The organism is Campylobacter concisus, from assembly GCF_002913765.1.
Classification (GTDB): domain Bacteria; phylum Campylobacterota; class Campylobacteria; order Campylobacterales; family Campylobacteraceae; genus Campylobacter_A; species Campylobacter_A concisus_BB.
Genome location: NZ_PPCH01000025.1, coordinates 46,311 through 65,662, shown reverse-complemented (window position 1 = coordinate 65,662; position 19,352 = coordinate 46,311). Strand labels below are relative to the sequence as shown.

19 protein-coding genes are annotated in these 19,352 nt (G+C 41.4%); 13 read left to right on the top strand and 6 right to left on the bottom strand.

Annotation, left to right across the window (positions count from 1 at the left end; all coding sequences use genetic code 11):
• From CYO89_RS07080 to CYO89_RS07045, 8 genes are read left to right on the top strand one after another with little or no spacing between them, the layout of a single operon-like run.
• A complete protein-coding gene (locus tag CYO89_RS07080) occupies nucleotides 1–822 on the top strand; it encodes an SEL1-like repeat protein (protein WP_103597773.1) in 822 nt (273 codons plus the stop codon).
• Entirely contained in the window at nucleotides 822–1,358 is a 537-nt protein-coding gene (locus CYO89_RS07075; RefSeq protein ID WP_103597772.1) for a hypothetical protein, read from the top strand. Before CYO89_RS07080 ends, CYO89_RS07075 begins: the two co-directional genes overlap by 1 nt.
• Nucleotides 1,355–1,813 carry a nitrous oxide reductase accessory protein NosL gene (locus CYO89_RS07070; RefSeq protein WP_103597771.1) on the top strand — a complete coding sequence of 153 codons (459 nt, stop codon included), beginning with the start codon at nucleotides 1,355–1,357 and terminating at the stop codon, nucleotides 1,811–1,813. Before CYO89_RS07075 ends, CYO89_RS07070 begins: the two co-directional genes overlap by 4 nt.
• Nucleotide 1,814: 1 nt before the next feature.
• The gene (locus CYO89_RS07065; protein WP_103597770.1) at nucleotides 1,815–2,000 is read left to right on the top strand and encodes a hypothetical protein; all 186 of its coding nucleotides are present in this window, start codon (nucleotides 1,815–1,817) and stop codon (nucleotides 1,998–2,000) included.
• Complete coding sequence (locus tag CYO89_RS07060) at nucleotides 1,990–3,099, top strand: ABC transporter permease (protein ID WP_103598051.1); 1,110 nt, start codon at nucleotides 1,990–1,992, stop codon at nucleotides 3,097–3,099. The genes CYO89_RS07065 and CYO89_RS07060 overlap by 11 nt, the downstream gene beginning before the upstream one ends.
• Nucleotides 3,096–3,764 (top strand): ABC transporter ATP-binding protein, encoded by a 669-nt coding sequence (locus CYO89_RS07055; RefSeq protein WP_103597769.1) that lies wholly within the window; start codon nucleotides 3,096–3,098, stop codon nucleotides 3,762–3,764. The genes CYO89_RS07060 and CYO89_RS07055 overlap by 4 nt, the downstream gene beginning before the upstream one ends.
• Nucleotides 3,761–4,714 (top strand): hypothetical protein, encoded by a 954-nt coding sequence (locus tag CYO89_RS07050; RefSeq protein WP_103597768.1) that lies wholly within the window; start codon nucleotides 3,761–3,763, stop codon nucleotides 4,712–4,714. The genes CYO89_RS07055 and CYO89_RS07050 overlap by 4 nt, the downstream gene beginning before the upstream one ends.
• Complete coding sequence (locus CYO89_RS07045; RefSeq protein WP_103597767.1) at nucleotides 4,711–5,220, top strand: hypothetical protein; 510 nt, start codon at nucleotides 4,711–4,713, stop codon at nucleotides 5,218–5,220. Before CYO89_RS07050 ends, CYO89_RS07045 begins: the two co-directional genes overlap by 4 nt.
• Before the next feature lie 10 nt (nucleotides 5,221–5,230).
• Here CYO89_RS07045 and CYO89_RS07040 read toward each other — a convergent pair whose 3' ends face one another.
• The 5 genes from CYO89_RS07040 to rsmA are packed head-to-tail and all read right to left on the bottom strand — an operon-like array spanning nucleotide 5,231 to nucleotide 10,572.
• Nucleotides 5,231–5,815, bottom strand: a complete 585-nt coding sequence (locus tag CYO89_RS07040) for a tetratricopeptide repeat protein (RefSeq protein WP_103597766.1) — start codon at nucleotides 5,813–5,815, stop codon at nucleotides 5,231–5,233.
• A gap of 57 nt (nucleotides 5,816–5,872) precedes the next feature.
• Complete coding sequence (locus CYO89_RS07035; protein ID WP_232524030.1) at nucleotides 5,873–6,637, bottom strand: pseudouridine synthase; 765 nt, start codon at nucleotides 6,635–6,637, stop codon at nucleotides 5,873–5,875.
• Between the two features lie 10 nt (nucleotides 6,638–6,647).
• On the bottom strand, nucleotides 6,648–7,601 hold the full coding sequence (locus tag CYO89_RS07030; protein WP_103597764.1) for a KpsF/GutQ family sugar-phosphate isomerase: 954 nt from the start codon (nucleotides 7,599–7,601) through the stop codon (nucleotides 6,648–6,650).
• A 9-nt stretch (nucleotides 7,602–7,610) separates the two neighbouring features.
• Complete coding sequence (locus CYO89_RS07025; RefSeq protein WP_181001818.1) at nucleotides 7,611–9,764, bottom strand: ribonuclease J; 2,154 nt, start codon at nucleotides 9,762–9,764, stop codon at nucleotides 7,611–7,613.
• Complete coding sequence (gene rsmA / locus CYO89_RS07020) at nucleotides 9,730–10,572, bottom strand: 16S rRNA (adenine(1518)-N(6)/adenine(1519)-N(6))-dimethyltransferase RsmA (RefSeq protein ID WP_103581196.1); 843 nt, start codon at nucleotides 10,570–10,572, stop codon at nucleotides 9,730–9,732. Before rsmA ends, CYO89_RS07025 begins: the two co-directional genes overlap by 35 nt.
• Before the next feature lie 107 nt (nucleotides 10,573–10,679).
• On the opposite strand from rsmA, the gene CYO89_RS07015 reads away from it, so the two are divergent.
• From CYO89_RS07015 to rlmN, 4 genes are read left to right on the top strand one after another with little or no spacing between them, the layout of a single operon-like run.
• Nucleotides 10,680–13,958 carry a DEAD/DEAH box helicase gene (locus tag CYO89_RS07015; protein WP_103597763.1) on the top strand — a complete coding sequence of 1,093 codons (3,279 nt, stop codon included), beginning with the start codon at nucleotides 10,680–10,682 and terminating at the stop codon, nucleotides 13,956–13,958.
• A gap of 2 nt (nucleotides 13,959–13,960) precedes the next feature.
• Entirely contained in the window at nucleotides 13,961–14,716 is a 756-nt protein-coding gene (hisF, locus tag CYO89_RS07010; protein WP_103597762.1) for an imidazole glycerol phosphate synthase subunit HisF, read from the top strand.
• The gene (locus tag CYO89_RS07005; protein ID WP_103597761.1) at nucleotides 14,716–15,396 is read left to right on the top strand and encodes a purine-nucleoside phosphorylase; all 681 of its coding nucleotides are present in this window, start codon (nucleotides 14,716–14,718) and stop codon (nucleotides 15,394–15,396) included. The genes hisF and CYO89_RS07005 overlap by 1 nt, the downstream gene beginning before the upstream one ends.
• On the top strand, nucleotides 15,393–16,538 hold the full coding sequence (gene rlmN, locus CYO89_RS07000) for a 23S rRNA (adenine(2503)-C(2))-methyltransferase RlmN (protein ID WP_103597760.1): 1,146 nt from the start codon (nucleotides 15,393–15,395) through the stop codon (nucleotides 16,536–16,538). Before CYO89_RS07005 ends, rlmN begins: the two co-directional genes overlap by 4 nt.
• A 296-nt stretch (nucleotides 16,539–16,834) precedes the next feature.
• Here rlmN and CYO89_RS06995 read toward each other — a convergent pair whose 3' ends face one another.
• Complete coding sequence (locus CYO89_RS06995; protein ID WP_103597759.1) at nucleotides 16,835–17,758, bottom strand: pseudouridine synthase family protein; 924 nt, start codon at nucleotides 17,756–17,758, stop codon at nucleotides 16,835–16,837.
• A gap of 186 nt (nucleotides 17,759–17,944) precedes the next feature.
• On the opposite strand from CYO89_RS06995, the gene purB reads away from it, so the two are divergent.
• The gene (purB, locus tag CYO89_RS06990; RefSeq protein WP_103597758.1) at nucleotides 17,945–19,276 is read left to right on the top strand and encodes an adenylosuccinate lyase; all 1,332 of its coding nucleotides are present in this window, start codon (nucleotides 17,945–17,947) and stop codon (nucleotides 19,274–19,276) included.
• Nucleotides 19,277–19,352 lie beyond the last annotated feature (76 nt).

The window sequence follows — 19,352 nt, the reverse complement described above, 5'->3', positions numbered from 1 at the left end:
ATGAAGAGTTTGGTTTTACTGGCTGCTAGTTTGTGCGTTTTAAATGCTGGCTACATCAAAGAGGCTTTAAGCGCAAAAGATGATCACAACAAACTAGCACAAATTTATGAAGATGCTTGTGATAAAGAGAAAAAGGCATCAGGCTGCTACAACCTAGCTGTGCTTTACGGCAGGGGTGATGGCAACGTCAAAAAGGACGAGGCAAAGGCGGCGATGCTCTATGAAAAGGCTTGCGAGCAAAATTTCTCTATGGCTTGTAGCAACCTTGGCTACGTCTATGAAAATGGTAAAGGCGTAGAAAAAGACCTAGCAAAAGCGGTCAAACTATATGAAAAAGCATGTAACGACAACGAGGGCTGCACCGAGCTTGGCTTGCTTTATGCAAACGGCACTGGCGTAGAAAAAGACCTAAAAAAGGCAAAAGAGCTTTACGAGAAGGCTTGCAAGGCAGGGGACGGCATGGGATGTAGCAACCTTGGCTACTTGTATGCTCAAGGCGAGGGTGCCGAGAAAGACTACGCAAAAGCTAAATCATACTACGAAATGGCCTGCGCAAACGAAGCTGGCATAGGGTGTGATAATCTTGGCTTTTTATATGTTTATGGTCAAGGGGTTGAACAAAACCTTACAAAAGCGACAAAACTTTACGAGCAAGCGTGCATATACGCCTATGAAAAGGGCTGCAACAACTACGCTATCATGCTAGCTGAGGGCAAAGGCGTGAAAGAGGACGTAAAAAAAGCACGTGAAATTTTCACTAAAAGCTGCAAAAATGGACTAAAAGAGGCGTGCGAGAATTTAGAAATTTTAGGAAAGAATTGATGAGTTTTAAAAAGTGGGGCAATAAAGAGGCAAGCCTAGAGGCGCTATATGCGCTTGATAGTGCCTTTTTGGAGCCAGATGAAGAGTATCTAAGGCTCATTTCTAAAAGAGAGGATGAAAATAGCCTAAGATACGTGGTAGATAACGGGCAGGGTGATCTGCTCGATGTGATATTTACGCGTGAGGCGGTGCTTGTTAGAGGGTTTGACCATGAAAATGAGCTAAATTCGCTAAGCACAGACAAAAGCGTGGTAGAGCAAATTTATAGTGGCGAGGCTGCTAAATTTCGCTCTTACTTCTTGCCAGATGAGATAGAGCAGACGACCTTTTTTATCTGGTATGACGGGGCGGAGCATCAAAATTTAGTCAGTGGCAATAACGGCGGACGCTGGCTGCTTGGGTATGCCTTTGATGAGTTTGATAAATTTAGCGAGTTTGTAAAGGGCTATTACGAGATAGACTTTGATGATGAGATGTTAAAAAAGCTCTATGAAAAGGGCGAGTTAGAAAAAGAGAAACTAAAGGAGATAAGATGAAATTTATAGCTTTGTTGTTTAGCGCAGTTTTTGCCTTGTGGGCTGGAAATTTGACGAGTGAGGCAAACATAAACGCCTATAAAGGGGCAAAAGAGCGCATCGAGCTACCAAAGGATGCAAGATGTGCGGTGTGTGGCATGCCTATAAAAAACAAGCAGTGGGCGACGCTTATCAAGGCTGGTGGCAAGGACTATTACTTTGATGGCGTAAAAGATATGGCGCACTTTTACTTTGCAGATGAGGTGGCGAAAGAGGCTTACGTGAGTGATTATTACACACTTGAAAAACTCGATGCAAAAGAGGCGTTTTACGTTCATGGCTCAAACGTTTTTGGACCGATGGGCGAGGAGTTTATCCCGTTTAAAGACGAAGCAAAGGCAAATAGCTTTATGAAAGATCACGCTGGCAAAGGTGTCATAAAATTTGACGAGATAAAGACATTTATCGGTAAATAAAGTGAAATTTCTAGCATTTTTGGCGTTATTTTTTGGGCTCTCATATACGCTTTTAGCAGCGCACTACCTTAGCTTTGACCACAAAGCAAAGCAAGATGAGCTAAGAGAAATTTCAAAGATAACAAGGGCAAATTTAGCTTCTAGCTTTAGCCTAAAAGAGCAAAATGGCTTTGTCTATGATAAGTAGAAATTTCATAAACTACGCCGTGGTGCTGCTCTTTAAAGACAAAAAGGATCATCTCTTTAGCTTTTGCCTCTTTGCGCTCATTATCTTTGTGCTAAGCTCGGTGCTTTTCATCTCTGGCTCGATCCAGCATGATCTCATAAGCTTAGTAAAAGATAGATCAAGCATCGTTGTTAGCGCGTTTCGTGCTGGTAAAAACGATCTCATGCACCCTGGCTACATCTATGATATCTCAAAGATCGATGGCGTGGCTGACGTTAGGGGTGTGGTTGATGGGGAGTATTATTTCGTGCAAAAGCGCGTCTGGTTTCATCTATATGAGGACGATAGCTTGAAAGAAGATGAGATGATCGTGGGTGAGGGCGTAAAAGCTGCTATGAACGAGCTTTACTACAACGAGAGCTTTAACTTCTTAACAGAAGAGCGCATGATACCAGTAAAGATAGTAAAAACCATGCCAAAACAAAGCGCTCTTATCTCAAATAACGCTATATTTTTGCATCCAAATACCTTGCGAGCTATCTTAAATTTAAAAGATGAAGAATATACAAAGCTCTATGTCGATGTGCCAAACAGCGAAGAGATCAGCCAAGTGGCCTTAAAAATAGAAAATTTATATCCAAATTCATTTGCCATTAGCATAGAAGACGAGGTGGCAAACATTAGGCATCTTTACTACTATAAGGGCGGAATTTTTATGAGTATTTATGTTAGCGTTATGCTCATTTTTTTCGTGCTGCTTAAAAACCAAATTTCACTTGCTTATGGCAGTAAAAAGCGTGAGATAGCCATTTTGCGAAGTATCGGCTTTAGTATAAAAGAGATCATTTTTTTAAAATTTATACAAAATTTCATCGTTAGCGTTAGCGCATTTTTGCTTGGCGTTATGTTAGCTTATCTCTTTGTGTTTGTTTTTAATGCTCCTTTTTTAAAGGGGATATTTTTAGGCGATGAGCTTTTAAATTTTACAAATTTCACGCCTATTTTGGAGTTTGATAAGCTCTTTTTGATCTTTGTCTTTGGTGTCATACCATTTTTGGCATTCGTGCTTATCCCATCGTGGCGTGTGGCGTGTGGCGACATAAATGAGGGGCTAAAATGATAAATGTAAAAGGCGTTAGCCTAGTCTATAACCAAGGCAAACAAAACGAGTTTTGCGCTCTAAAAAATATAAATTTAGATGTTAATAACGGCGAGTTAGTGATACTAAAAGGCGTTAGCGGAAGTGGCAAAAGCACCCTACTCTCGCTCATAGCCCTACTTCAAAAGCCAACTAACGGGGAGATTTTGATAGACGGCACTAACATAGCAAAGTTGCCTGACGCATTTTGCTCTGAGTTTAGGCACAAAAGGCTTGGGCTTGTCTTTCAAAATTTTAACCTCATAGAGGGTTTAAGCGTATATGAAAATTTGTTAGCTCCGTTTGCTCTAACAAATTTCAAGGCAAACGTGCGTGAAGAGATGATAAAAAAGGCTCTAAGCCTCGCAAATATATCTCACAAAAGAGATGAAAACGTATCAAATTTAAGCGGTGGCGAGCGCCAAAGATGTGCGGTGGCTAGGGCTTTATCAATGGACGCTGATATCATTTTGGCTGATGAGCCAACGGCAAATTTAGATAGGCAAAATTCGCGTGCATTTTTAGGCCTACTTGAGTCATTTAAGGCGCTTAAAAAAAGCGTCATAGTCGCCACTCACGATAGCATTTTTGACGAGCTAAGCGCAACAGATAGGACTCTTAGCCTACAAAACGGAGAGATAGTATGAGCGTATTTTTATCAAACGCCGTTATCGCCTTTTTGTTAGCGGAGTTTGTGCTGTTAGTTTTGATGAGTATTTCGCTATTTTACGTCGTTAGGATCGTGAAGTCGTGGGACTATAACGTACTAACATCGCTTCAATACTCACTTGAAAAGCAAAACTACCTTGTAAATACGATCTTGCTATTTAGCGTCTGCACAAAGATCGTTTTGTTTATATTTTTCGCACTTTGTCTAAACGAGCTCTCTGACATCGTGCCAGGGGCTATGTGCTCAGCTGGCGTGATCGGCTCAAATAAATTTGGCGGCATCTTGATGCTCACTAAAATTTTGCTGATATTTGGGCTTGGTATCTGGCTGGTTATAAATAAACTCGACTTGCAGGCTCTAAATTTCCCATATCTAAAGAAAAAATATGCCATTTTCATCTGCCTTTTTGTGATGATACTGCTCGAGCTTGGCATAGAAATTTCGTTTTTTTATAACATCCCGCTAAAAGTGCCAGTCTTTTGCTGCTCTGTCACTTTTCAAGCTCCAAAGCTGCCATTTGGCTATACAAATTTTGGCTTAGTAAGCGTATTTTTCGTGCTATTTTTTGTCATTTTGGTGCTAAATTTCTTAAAGCAAAGCATGGCAAGCTTTGTGGCAAATTTGCTATTTTTGGTGCTTAGCTACTACGCTATCACCTACTTTTTTGGGCTTTACGTTTACGAGCAGCCAAATCATAAGTGCCCATACTGCATGCTAAGAAGCGACTATTTCTACGTTGGCTACCTCATCTGGGGCACTTTGTTTTTGGGCATTTTTTACGGCCTCATGCCATATCTTGTGGAGATCATCACAAAGACAAACTACTCGCACAAGCTTAAATTTTCATCGATCTGGCTAAGTGTTTGCGTGCTGATATGCTCGCTTTACGTGCTCAAATATTATTTGTTAAGAGGATTTTTATTTTGATAAAGCAAATTTTTTCTCTTTGTTTGTTAGCTCTAGTCTTGGCCGTGCTCGCCTATAATGCCGACATAAGCGATGATAAAATTTTAGTCCTAAATAACGGCAAATTTGAGCCCATAGAGCAGCTAACGCCAAATAAATTTATATGTTATGAGAGCAGGACGCTCATCGCTGATAACAACGACACAGCTCAGGCGATCATGTCAAATGGCGACATCTACTTTTTTAACGACGTCACAAATTCTTTCATCTGGTATATGGCGCAAAAGAGCAAAGATAAGATCAAACTATATGTCTATTCAAGAGATACAAACCGCTACATCCCAGCGCAAGATGCTTGGTACTCGAGGGTCGATATCACGCCGATGGGATACGGCATAGGAGCGTATGAGTTTCACACGTATGGTATAAACGACAACTATTTTAAAGAGGTTTTGCTCTACGCAGCACGCGGCGAGACGCTGCTAAATCCATACATAAACATCCTACTTTCAGAAAATAAGATATAAATTTACGAAGTTAGTCGATTTGTTTTAGATGATTGATAGTTTTACTCATAGTTTTAAATATGATCTCAATCTTTTCATCATTATCATCTGTGGCAATCATTTTATTAAGATAGTCGCACCCATCTTGGAAGCCTAGAGCGCAAGCTTTAAAAACGTATCTTTTTGCCGAGGTATAGTCCTGCTTTACGCCTTTACCTAGCGCATATAAAACGCCTAAGTTATGGCAAGCTTCGGCGATGTTGCCGTCACAAGCCTTTTTGTATAGATTGATAGCCTTGATATAGTCTTGTCCTATGCCTTGATCTTTTATGTATAAAGCCCCTAAATTTAGGCAGCTACCAGCAAATCCGCCATCACATGATCGTTTATACAGCTCAGCTGCTTTGCGGTAGTCTTGCTTTACACCTTTAGCATCCTCGTATAAAATTCCTAAATTGTGACAAGCACGGGCGACATTATTGTCGCAAGCTTTTTGCCATTGCTTGGCAGCTTTATCAAACTCGCCTTTATTATAAGCTTCAAGCCCAAGCTCGAAAAGATCTTTAGAGAAGCCAGTAGTTAGTAAGATCACGGATAAAAGAACAATCTTTTTCATTTCTTCTTCATTTTTATAAATTTAGCTTGCCTCTTTGTTAGAGAAACAAGCCTAATGTTAGTATCTAACGTTATTGACTTTTAAAAAGTCTCTTAGGTCCTCGTATTCGCTATTTTCGAAGTAGCGCCATTTGCCAGGCTTTAGCATATCAAGGCTAACACGTCCAAAACTAACACGTTTTAGATCCATCACTTCAAGGTCAAAGTAGCCAAAGAATCGGCGTAGCTCTCTGTTTTGACCCTCGTTGATGATGACCTTTAGTTTTGTGTAGCCACCGCTTGAGCCAAAGACTTTGTAGGCTAGAAATGGCTTAAATTCCATTGATTTTATAGTGGTTTTTGCGTGAGCGCCTTTGGTGGCGTCCTTGGCGAAAAAGCCATTTGTCATAGCTTCTATCACCTCTTTTGTTACCTCGCCTTTTACTTTTAGGTAGTATTCGCGCTCTAAGTCGCTATTCATTAGCGCTGTGGCGATCGCTGGGGCGTCAGTTAGTAAAAGTAGCCCCTCGCTTGCGTAGTCTAAGCGTCCCACGCTAACAAATTTTGCAAATTTCTTATCTAACGTGTCATAGATCGTCTTTCGTCCGCGGTCATCTTTTTTGCTAACTAGCTCGCCCTTTTGTTTGTGATAAACGATAACGGTAAATTCCTTTTTTAGTTTTATCAAACGGCCGTTTATACGCACCTTGTCATCTTCATCTACGCTTGTGGCAAGGTCGCTAACCACACGCCCTGCTATGCTAACCTTGCCAGCTTTTATCAGCTCATCTGCCTCACGGCGTGAGTAGTTTGTGTTATGTGAGATAAATTTATTTAGTCTTATTTTTTCCATTTTATAGTCCTAAATTTGCAAGGTCGTGGATGTGTAAAACGCCTACAGGCACACCATTTTCTACGACAGCAAGAAGCTGAATTTTATACTTTTCTATTAAAGCTAACGCATCTACTGCTAACATCTCTTTGTCGTTTATCTCTTTTGGATGCAAGGTTGCAAATTTCATCGCTGGCTCGTCTAAGTCAAAATCCTCTCTCATAAGCGCGCGCCTAAGATCGCCGTCACTTAAAAGAGCGTCTAGCACGCCATCTTTATCGACGATGAGAACAGTGCCAAGCTTGCCATGTGTCATAGTATCGATGGCGCTTTTTAGGCTTGCATTCCAGCGGACTATCGGCAAATTTTCGCTTCTCATCACATCTTTGACCTTCAAAAATAGCCTCTTGCCAAGGCTGCCACCTGGATGAAAATTTGCAAAGTCCTCTTTTTTAAAGCCTCTCTTTTGCATTAAACAAACAGCTAACGCATCTCCAAGAGCTAACGTTAGCGTGGTTGATGCCGTTGGGGCGGCATTTAGTGGGCACGCCTCTTTCTCTACATTTATATCTATAAAAGCGTCGCTAAATTTACCAAGTGAGCTTGTCTTGCTCCTTGCCATGGCGACGATTTTCACGCCAAAGCGCTTTACGTGAGGCAAAATTTTGATAAGCTCATCGCTCTCGCCACTAAAACTAATGGCTAACAAAATATCGTCTTTTTCTATCATGCCAAGGTCGCCATGCATGGCCTCTGTCGGATGCAAGAAAAAGCTTGGCGTACCAGTGCTTGCAAGCGTGGCAGCGATCTTTGCGCCCACGTGACCGCTCTTGCCCACACCAGTGACTATGACCTTACCCTTTGCATTAAATATCAAATTTACAGCATCTTCTATCTCTACGCTTTTAGCGTGTCTTAAAAGCTCGTTTGCCTCTATCTCTAAGACTTCAGCGGCGATTTGGTTGGCTTTTTGCATAAATTTTCCTTACATTAGATAGATGATCGGCACGATAGTTGGGTACTTTTTGACCTTTCTAAATATGTGCTTTCTGATCACTTGACGCACTTGTGACTCGAGCAGTCTACTATCTTTCAAAAGCTCCTCTTTGACGTTGCTTAGATACTGCTCCAAAACGCCCTCCATCTCTTTTCTAAACTCGGCGTCTTGCTTGTCGCCCACAAGGCCGTAGCTGATGACGCGAGGCTTGTTGATGAGTTTTGCACCGTGACGTGAAATTTGAGCGATTATCATGACGACGCCTGCTTCGGCGAGGTTTTGTCTGTCGATGACGACGTCGTCTGCGATTTGTTTATTTATTTGATTGTCTATGAAGACTTTGCCAGTTTTTACCGTTTTTACACGTTTTAGGTATTTTTGACAAACCTCCATCTGATCGCCGTCGCTCATTAGATAGATATTTCTCTCATCCACACCACAGCTGATGGCCGTCTCTTTGTGCTTTGCGATGTGGTTGTACTCGCCATGCACTGGCAAGAAAAATTTTGGTTTTATCAGGCGAAGCATCAGCTTTTGCTCTTCTTGCGCTGCGTGACCGCTGACGTGGATCTCGCTAAAATCTTGGTAAGCGACGCTCGCACCTGATTTTAGTAAGAAATTTAGCACCGTTGAGACGCTGTTTTCATTGCCTGGGATCGCTTTTGAGCTGATTATGATCTGATCGGTCGGCTTTATCTTTATATATTTGTGCTCATCTGTCGCCATGCGGTAAAGCGCGCTCATGGTCTCGCCCTGAGAGCCAGTAGTGACGATAAGCACCTCGTCATCTTTAAATTTGCCAACCTCGTTTGCATCGATAAAAATTTTCTTATCAAGCTTGATGTAGCCAAGCTCCATCGCAGTGTATAAATTTCTCTCCATTGATCTGCCGATGACACAGACTTTGCGGTTGTATTTTAGACCCCATTCGATCGCTTGATAGACGCGGTGGATGTTTGAGCTAAATGTGCTCATTATGACGCGGCCTTTTGCCTTTGAAAATATCGCGTCAAAGGTCTTGCCAACGCTGCTTTCGCTCTTAGTAAAGCCCTCTTTGTAGCTGTTTGTGCTATCGCTTAATAGACAGAGCACGCCACGCTCGCCATAATACGCTAGTCTGCCAAGGTCTGTTGGGTAGCCATCTATCGGTGTGTGGTCGATCTTAAAATCGCCTGTGTGGATGATCGTGCCAGCCTTTGTCGTGATCGCAAGTGCTGAAGCGTCGATGATAGAGTGGGTTATATGTATCCACTCGACCTCAAAGTCACCTATGAGATATGGTTTTCTTTTTTCGACCGATCTAAAGAGTGAGCGCTCTTGCTTTAGTCCGTGCTCTTCAAATTTATTATTTATCATGCCAAGCGGTAACGGTGTGGCGTAGATAGGAAATTTAAACTCTTTGTAAAAATAAGGCACCGCGCCGATGTGATCTTCGTGTGCGTGAGTGATGATGACGCCTTTTATCTTATCTTTTATCTTGCGAACATAGTCGAAGTCTGGGATGAGGATATCCACGCCGTGCATGCTCTCGCTTGGAAAGCTCATGCCGATATCAACGATGATAGCGCTAGTTTCGGTCTCAAAGACAGTCATATTGCCGCCGATCTCGCCAAGGCCACCAAGTGGAGTTATGCGAATTTTATGCTCGCTTGAGTTTAGATATTTTAGTGGCTCAAGTCTTAGCTCGTGAGTGGCTTTGTTTGCCTCCATCGCGCTTGCGATGTCTTGCTGCCACTGCTCGTTGCCATTTAGCTTTGCGGGTAAATTTTTCTTTGGTTTTTTAGCCTTTTTTGGCTTCTCTTTTTGCTCTTTTGTCTCGTTTTTAGCTTCAGCTTTTGGCTCTTGCTTTGGCTTTTCTTTTTGCTGTTTTTGCTCTTTTGGCTTATTGTTTTCGCCAGTTTTGTTTTGATTTTTATTGTTTCTTTGCTTTTTTGGGCGAGGATTTTGACTTTTTGGCTCGGCGTGCGTTTTGGCTTCAGCTTGCTCTGCCGCAAAGAAGTTATCTATCACGCTTTTGCTTGCCAGTGAGGTTTGCTCGGTAGTTTCGCCATCTTGTTTTGGCTTATTTTTTGGTCTAAATCTTCGTCTTTTGTTGTTTTTACTTTGGTTAGTTACAACTTTCTCTTCGTTTTTGTCGTTCATTATCTTCCTTTAATCTTTCAAATACTTTTAGATAAGAATCGACATCTAGTTCGTGTGGACGTAAATTTTGAGCTAAGCTTAGGTCTTCAAAAATTTCTTCTAACACTTTTTTGTCAAAATTTGTGGATAAATTTTTCAAAAGCGTCTTTCTTGGCGAAGCAAACGCAGCTCTTAAAAATGCTTTAAAAGCCTCGTATTGTTTTGCATCTTTGAAAATCCCGTCTTTGCCAAAAATCTTTTTTGTTTTTTGTAGTTTGATGACTGAAGATGTGACCTTTGGAGGTGGATTAAAAAGTTTTGCATCCACGTCAAACAAAAGCTCACACCTGCCTTGAAGTGAAGCGAGGATCGATAAAGCGCTAAATTCTTTATCCCTGCTCTTTGCACTAAATTTAAGAGCAACCTCTTTTTGTATCATCACAATAAGCCCAAGGCATTTTTCGTCATCTATCGCATTTAGTATCATCTTCGTAGCAACGTAATAGGGCAAATTTGCGACCAAAAAGTAGTTCTCGCTACTTAGTCCGCCCTCTTGCTGCCACTGTTCTAAAGCATCTTTACAAAAAAGTTTTAATTGTCCATTTTGGATCTCATTTGCAAATTTGACCTTTAAAATTTGAAACAGCTCACAATCTATCTCAAAAGAGGTCGTCTTATAAATTTGCAAAAGTCTAAATGTCAAATCACCTAAGCCAGGCCCAATCTCAACGACGTTTTCTACGTCCTTGGGTATCGCTTGGATGATCTTATCTAGTGTCGCTTTGTCTTGTAAAAAATTCTGTCCAAAGTGCTTTTTTGCCTTTATCATAGCCGCGATATTAGCCAAAGATTACTTATACTATGATTACAAGTTTAGTTTAATCATATATAAAATGGACTATAATCGCTAAAAAACAACAAAATAAGGCAAGAAATTTGAGTAGGGCAAATACCTTAAAATACTTTTTATTATCACAATATTTAGAACCAAAAACCTTAGACGAGCCAAAAAAGACAAATAGCAAATTTAAAAAATCAATAGACCTTGAGATCGCAAATTTCGATGAGAAATTTGTCCAATTTTTAAGAGCGTTTGATAGGTCGCTTTTAAAAAATGGTGTAGAAATTTCGATTTATGGCGGCATTTTTGAGACGGACTTACTCGCTCTTGCGATATCAAAGCTAGCAAAGGTGAAATTTGAAAAAGAGCAAATTTTAGATGAGTTGCGCTCTGAGCAAACGAGCTTTGAAAAGGCATTTTGTTATAAGCTTAAGCTCTCTGGCGATCTAGTCTTTTGTAAAAATGAGCAAAGTTTTGCTTTAAAAGATGCAAATTTAGATGATGAGCTAAGCCCATTTTTCACGCCAAACTCAACAAATGAGCTTTTTATCCCAACGGCTCCTTGGGCGATGGTGCGCCTAAACCACCTAAAAGAGATCAGCCAAAGCGACTTTAACAAAGAGTGCGAGCACATAAAGGATAAAATTTCTATCCACAAAGAGAAAATGCGGCTTAGCGACTATGTAAAAGCAGTCCATGAGGAGCTAAAAAGCTCGCTAAAGACACCATTTTGCAAAGACGTGATCAGGCTTGAAGTAAGGATCGCTGATCCAAATTTTAAAGAGAACGACGCCCTTTTAAATAGCTTTTTTATAGATGATATAAATTTGCTTATCAAATTTTACGAGTCAGGCAGGACGCACGAGCTGACGGATCAGTTTTTAGACGAGGGCAGTGAGAATAAATTTGAGAGGCTTGACGTTAGAGATGAGCTAAATCAAAGGGCGGTGAGGGACTTTTTTAAGGCTGAACGCTACCCAAGATCGGCTTTTGCGAGTGATTTTGCCCTAAATTTCTCACAGCAAATGGCGCTAAATAACATAATAGAGAAATTTAAAGAAGGAAGCGGTGGAATTTACAGTGTAAATGGCGTTCCAGGCACGGGGAAGACGACGCTTTTAAAGGACGTGATGGCTGAAGTGGTGACGCTTAGGGCGATGAAGCTAGCACAAATGAGCAGACACGATATCTTTGAGCCAGTCTATGATAGCGACGAAAAGGCACTTTATTTTAGGCTAAATGACGAGCTACAAGGCTACGAGATGGTCGTTAGCTCATGCAACAACGGCGTGGTTGAGATTTTGAGTAAGGAGCTAAGCCAGTTAAAGAGCATAGGGGATTATAAGGGCGAGATTGATTATTTTAAATTTATAGCCACAAGGCTGCTCTCGGCTGATGAAAAGAGTGAATTTGGCGAGAAGTCCTTTATCTCAAAGCCAGCTTGGGGGCTATTTTGCGTGGCGCTTGGATCAAATCAAAACAAGTCAAATTTTGTTTTTAATGCAATTAACGGTGTAAAGATCGAGGCTACTCACAGCCAGTTTGACAAGATCGCAAGCGAATACGGCGAGTTTTTGGAACAAGATGGCTTTTTGATGGGGCTTGGCAAGTACCTTGCAGTGGGCGAAGGTGTCGATGACTTTGACGTGGCAAAGGAGAAATTTAACCTTGCACTTCACGAGGTAAATTTGCTTTTTAGCGAGATCAGGATCAAAGAAGAGGAGCTAAAGAGCCTAAAAAGTGAGCTAGCTGACGTCGATAGAAGGCTTGAGAGCTACTACTCGGCCAAGCAGATAGAGGAGCTTTTATCTCCGCTTGAGAGCGAGCTTGCCAGCGTTAGTGACGAGCTTGGCGCTAAAAAGGCGGAGGCAGAGGAGCTAACAAGGCTTGTTAGTCAAAATGAAGCCTTGCAGGAGTATTTAAATTTACCGCAAAAGCCAGCTTTTTTTGCCTTTCAGCAAATTTTTAAGACAGAGGCCTTTGAAAGATATAATGACGAGGCGCTAAAGGTCGGCGAGATAAACCGCCAGATAGCCGAGCAAAATTTAAAAGCAAGCAAGCAAAATGGCGAGAGCAAAGAGAAAAACGAGGCAAGGTTAAATGAATTAAAAGAGGATATAGCAGAGCTTGAGAGCAGGGCAGCAGCGCTTGGCACTAAGATAAATCTTTACAAAAGGCTGCAAAGCGACTTTGCTAGACGCCAAAAGATACTTGGTAGGAGCGAAGAGCTAGATATCTTTTTAAACGGCAGCTTTAGCGAGAGCAACGAAGAGATGCAAAAGAGTATGCCATTTATGATGGAATTTGGCATAGACCAGAAATTTCACAAGACAAAGCTTTTTAGGGCTAGGATAGAGCTTTTTAAAGAGGCGCTAAATTTACATAAGGCTGCCATTTTTGCTTGTAAAGAGGCTGTTAGGACAAATTTACGTGCCCTTAGCGTTATCTTTAACGATGAAAAGATGGCTGAGAAAAACGGCTTAGAGGCAAAGCATAGACGTGAGATCATTAAGGGGCTCTTCTTGCTAACGCCAGTTGTTAGCTCGACTTTTGCTTCGTTTAATAACACCTTTAAAGACCTTTTAAATAGCGATATAGGCATGCTTTTGATAGATGAAGCAGGGCAGGCAAATTTAACTAACGCGTTAGGCGCCTTGCTTCGCTCAAAGATGGCCGTGGTGGTTGGCGACCCACTTCAACTTGAACCGGTCGTAACACTGCCTGTTAGTTTAAATAACGCAATCCTTAGCTACTGCGAGGCAAAAGAGGAGTTTAACTTGCTTAAATCTTCTGTGCAACTAAGAGCCGACAAAGCACAAAAGATCGGCACATATATAAAAGGTAGTGGCGAGAGTATCTGGGTCGGCTCGCCACTGATCGTGCATAGAAGATGCGCTAACCCTATGTTTGAGATCTCAAACGAGACAACATACGACGATATGATGATACTTGGTAGAAGTGCAGCTAGTAAATTTGCAAACACTAACGTGCAAACAAAGTGGATAGACGTTAGAAGTGAAGAGTGGATAGGCAACTACAATAAAGCCGAGGGCGAGGTGGTTAAAGAGCTCTTGGCAGGCGAGCTAGCTAATGAAAAAAATAACATCAGGATAATAACGCCATTTAAAGACGTTTGTAGAAATTTAAAAGGTGCAGGTACTATCCACACGATGCAGGGCAAAGAAGCTGATATTATCGTATTTGTGTTAGGTGGAGCTACAAAGGGCGCTAGAGCATGGGCTGCTAGCAAGCCAAACCTGCTAAACGTGGCGCTAACAAGAGCAAAAGAGGTTATTTATATAGTTGGAAACCGAGAAAATTGGGCTAGTTTGCCATATTTTGAAGTGGCAGCTAGAAAGATAGACAAAGGATAAATTTGAATCATTTTTCAAAACGCATAATCCCATGCCTCGACGTAAAAGACGGCAGGGTCGTAAAAGGTGTAAATTTTGTTGGGCTTGTCGATGCTGGAGACCCAGTCGAGATAGCTAAAAGATACAACGACGAGGGCGCTGACGAGCTTTGCTTTTTGGATATCACAGCCTCTCACCTTGGCCGTGATACGATAGTTGATGTGGTAAAAAAGGTCGCAAGCAAGCTTTTTATACCCCTAACCGTTGGCGGAGGCATACGCACGATCGATGATATCTCTCGCCTTTTAAATGCGGGCTGTGACAAGGTGAGCCTAAACTCATCGGCGATAAAAGATCCAAATTTGATCGACGAAGCGGCTAAGAAATTTGGCTCACAATGTGTCGTCGTAGCGATCGACGCTAAAAAGATCGAAAATGGTTATAGCGTTTTTATAAATGGTGGCAGGATCGATACCAAAAAAGATGCCTTTTCTTGGGCAAAAGAGGTCGAGTCGCGTGGAGCAGGGGAGATATTGCTAACGTCTATGGATAATGACGGCGTCAAGCAGGGCTTTAGTCTGGAGCTAACAAGGATCTTTAGTGCGCTTTCTATACCGACTATCGCAAGCGGTGGCGCTGGTAAGATGGAGCATTTTAAAGATGCTTTTGAAGCCGGGGCTGATGCGTGTTTGGCGGCTTCGATATTTCACTTTGGAGAGATCGAGATAAAAAAGCTAAAAGAGTATCTCAAGGCAAATGGCGTTGAGGTTAGGCTTTGATGTTAGTTATCTCAGCTGGAAAAAATGAAATTTTTGACTTTGCCTTGCCGATGGGTGTGGGGCTAGTCGATATGGCGATAAATTTGACAAAGTTTTTGCAAAAAAGATCATGCGTGGGAGCAGATGAAAAGAGTATAAATTTAAAAAACATTGATCCACACTACCTCGCAAAGATCGAGGCTAAATTTGCAAACTCATCAAACCCAGAGCTACAAAATCTAAGCCAAAATTTGTCAAAAAATCCTGATCAAAATTTATACCAGATGCCAGAAAAGATAGTTTTTGTTGGCTCGGCTGGTCTATATAAAGATGGTGAAATTTTGCAAATTTATGAAAGCTCGGTTGGGGCAAATATTGAAATTTCTAGCATAGAAAATAGATCTTATTCGCCCATCGAGTGTGAAATTTCTTCTATCGTTTCACGTGGAACTATCAAAACAAATTCATCAAATTTCATAACGACAGACAAAAATTTGGCTCATAAAATGTTTGAAAAGGGATATTTTTTAGAAAATATGGAGTTTTTTTCTGTTCTAAAAGTGGCTAAAATTTTTAAAATTCCGGCTTATGGAATTTTCGTAGCGACAAATTTTTGTGATGAAAATGCGCATGCTGATTTTATAAAAAATCACTCTGCGGCCAAAGAGCTACTAACAAAATATGTAAAGGAAAATATGTGAAAAATTTGCTTGATCTTAGCATCGAAGAGTTAAAAGAGCTTGTCTCTCCCTCGTTCAGAGCGACGCAAATTTATGAGTGGGTATATAAAAAAAATGCAACAGAATTTAGCCAAATGCTAAATTTGCCAAAGGATATGCGTCAGGATCTGGCTGAGAAATTTTATCTTGATCCTCTAAAATGTGTGAAATTTGAGCAAAGTAGCGACGGCTCGATCAAGTATCTTTTTGAGCTAAAAGATGGTCTAAAGATAGAGAGCGTTTTGCTACCTATGAAAGAGGAGATTAGCGACGAAGATGGCAAGATTAGTCGCCATGCTCGTTACACTGTTTGTGTTAGTTCGCAGGTTGGCTGCAAAATGGGCTGTGCTTTTTGCCTAACAGCAAAGGGCGGGCTTGTTAGAAACCTAACTGCTGGCGAGATAGTAGGGCAAATTTTATGGATAAAAAGAGAGAACAACATACCATACGAGAGGCGCATAAACGTTGTCTATATGGGGATGGGCGAACCGCTTGATAACCTTGCTAACGTTAGTAAAGCGATCAAAATTTTAGCTCTAAATGAGGGCCTAGCCATATCGCCACGCCGCCAAACTGTTTCAACAAGTGGCCTTGGCAGTCAGATAAAAAAGCTTGGCGAGATGGACCTTGGTGTCTTGCTGGCCATATCGCTACATGCTGTTACTAACGAGCTTAGAAGCCGCCTGATGCCGATAAATAAGGCGTATAATATCGAGGCTGTTATGGATGCTGTTAGGGGATTTCCTATCGATATGCGAAAGCGTGTGATGTTTGAGTATCTTGTTATCAAGGACTTAAACGATAGTGTTAGTGACGCAAAAAAGCTGGTTAAACTGCTGCATGGCATCAAGGCAAAGGTAAATTTGATCTATTTTAACCCGCATGAGGGTAGTGAATTTGGACGGCCTGAGCTTGCTAGCATGCTAAAATTTCAAGAATATCTAAGGGATCATGGTGTCACTTGCACGATCAGACAGAGCAAGGGACTTGATATAAGTGCAGCTTGCGGACAACTAAAACAGCGAAATGAAAACCCAAAATTCAGAGCTAACGTTAGCGATAAGAGTACAGCTAAAACAGAAGAAAAACCAACTAACGATAAAACTAACGTGAGTAAAAAATGACAGCTCTTGATATCGCTGAGATAATTTTTATAGTAATAGTTGCTGCTGTTGGACTTGGGCTGATCCTAAAAGTTTTAAAAGAGGAAAATAAAACTTCAAAATAAATTCTAAAAATTTGGCATGAAATTTTGTGGATGAAAAACAAAAATACAAAGTTGATTGCCAAAAATTTAAATCACAATGTGGTGACACTAAAAATCTAATTCTACTTTTCAATAAAAACTCTATTTCAAATTTAAAAGCAAAATTACGAAAAATTTTTATAGATTATTTTTACTAGAAAGACTTTTTAAAATTTAAATAGTTTGATTATTTGCTTCTTTTGCAAATTTATAAAACTCACTCTCTGCATCAAATTTGCTTTTTATGGTGTAAAAAATTTCATCAAATTTAAATGAAATTTCGTCCGAGTGAAGTAGGAGCCTTTTTGCACCAGTTAAATTTATCCGTTCACTCTCACTCATCTCTTTGTCTAAAATTTTCTCGATCTGCGGACGCGACAAACCATAAAGTGGTTCGCCAAGGATCTTGTGTTTCACATGAAACAAATGCAACCGAATTTGATGCTGCCTGCCAGTGAGTGGGATAGCCCTAACCAAAGTCGTATCGATATCGTCAAAATATCTGAACGGCAAAATTTTAGTCACAGCGCTCTTGCCGTTTTCGCAAATTTGCATTCGCATTTTAACATCGTCGTAGTTGTTCGCTAGATCCATCTTAGCATCGATCGCAAATTCTCGCTCGATCTTGCCTTGCACCATCGCGACGTAGCTTTTAGAAACCTCTCTGTTTTCAAAGATCTTCTTTAGCTTTATCGTAGAATTTCTATCTTTTCCCACGACTATCACGCCACTTGTTTCGCAGTCCAGCCTATGTGCCACGCTCGCGTCTAGCCCAAAAAGTGTGTAAATTTCATCATTTAGCGAGTATTCGCAGTGCCTACCATTTGGGTGGCTCAGCACCCCACTTGGTTTGTCAAATATCGCAAAGCTCTCGCACTCAAAGATCGGCTTTAGTCCCTTTGGCTTGGCCTCATAGTCGATCAAAAAGACATCGCCGCACAAAACGGCATTTTTCTCACTCACGACACTACCGCCACAGATCAGCCTACCTTTATCTATTAGGCGCTGGGTTTGGCTCATGTTAAAGCCATTTTGCAACAAAATTTCGTAAGCTTTTTGATGATCTGCAGTGGTGATAAATTTATTTACGTAGGGCAAAAATGATCCTTTGAAAAACGAGCGAGCTATCTTAAGCCCAAATTTATAAGCGTATAACCGACATTTCAGCCCGGATTTTATATAATCAAAACTTAAATTTAGAGAAATTGCACGACGTGATTTCTGGCTCAAAAAGCCAAATTTATACTTTCAGGACAAAAGCAAACTAACACAAAAGGTTCAACAATGGTCGAAAGATACTCACGCAAAGAAATGGCTGAAAAGTGGAGCATACAAGCAAAATACGACGCTTGGCTCAAGGTAGAAAAAGCTGCTGTTAAAGCTTGGAATAAGCTTGGCTTCATAAGCGACAGCGATTGCGAGAAAATTTGCAAAAACGCTAAATTTGAAGTGGCTCGCATCGACGAGATAGAAAAGACGACAAAGCACGACGTCATCGCATTTTTAACAAGCGTCAGCGAGAGCCTTGGCGATGAGAGCAGGTTCGTGCACTACGGCATGACCTCAAGCGACTGTATCGACACAGCCGTCGCGCTTCAGATGAAAGAGAGCCTAGAGCTCATCATCAGCGACGTAGAGGAGTTTATGCAGGCGGTCAAAAACAGAGCAAACGAGCACAAGCATACGCTCATGGTCGGCAGAAGCCACGGCATCCACGGCGAGCCGATAACTTTTGGCCTTGTGCTTGCCATCTGGTACGACGAGATCGCAAGGGCACTAAAGCTCATCAAAGATGCAAAAGATACGATCAGCTACGGCAAACTCTCAGGCGCTATGGGAAATTTGGCCCACGCACCGATGGAATTTGAAGAGCTAACTTGCGAAGAGCTAGGTCTAAAAGCTGCTCCAGCGTCAAACCAAGTGATCCAGCGCGACCGCTATGCCCACGTGGTGAGTGCCATCGCTATCTTAGCCTCTACTTGTGAGAAGATCGCAGTTGCCATTAGACACTACCAAAGGACCGAAGTTTACGAGGCGGAGGAGTACTTTAGCCCAGGACAAAAGGGCTCAAGCGCGATGCCACACAAGCGCAATCCAGTCCTTAGCGAAAACATCACCGGCCTTTGCAGGGTGCTACGCTCATACGTCACGCCTTCTCTTGAAAACGTCGCCCTTTGGCACGAGCGCGATATCAGCCACAGCTCGGTTGAGAGATTTATCCTGCCAGATATGTTTATCACGGCTGATTTTATGCTGGTTCGTATCAAAAATTTGATAGCAAATTTAGTCGTCTATCCAGAAAATATGATGAAAAATTTAAATTTAACAGGCGGTTTAGTCTTTTCTCAGCGCGTGCTTTTACAGCTGCCACAGCGTGGAATTTCTAGAGAGGACGCCTACAAGATCGTTCAGCGCAACGCCATGAAAGTCTGGGCGGACTTGCAAGAGGGCAAAAAAGCGATCGATGAACAAGGTCACAGCCTATTTTTACAAAATTTGCTAAACGATGAGGATCTAACCAAGAGCCTTAGCAAAGATGAGATCAAAGAGTGCTTTGACTACAACTACTACACTAAAAACGTAGATAAAATTTTTGCCAGAGTTTTTGACAAATAAATTTAAACACAAGGGGTAAATTTAGCCCCTTGCAAAATACCCCAATACAAATCCACCTTAAATTTATCTCGCAAAA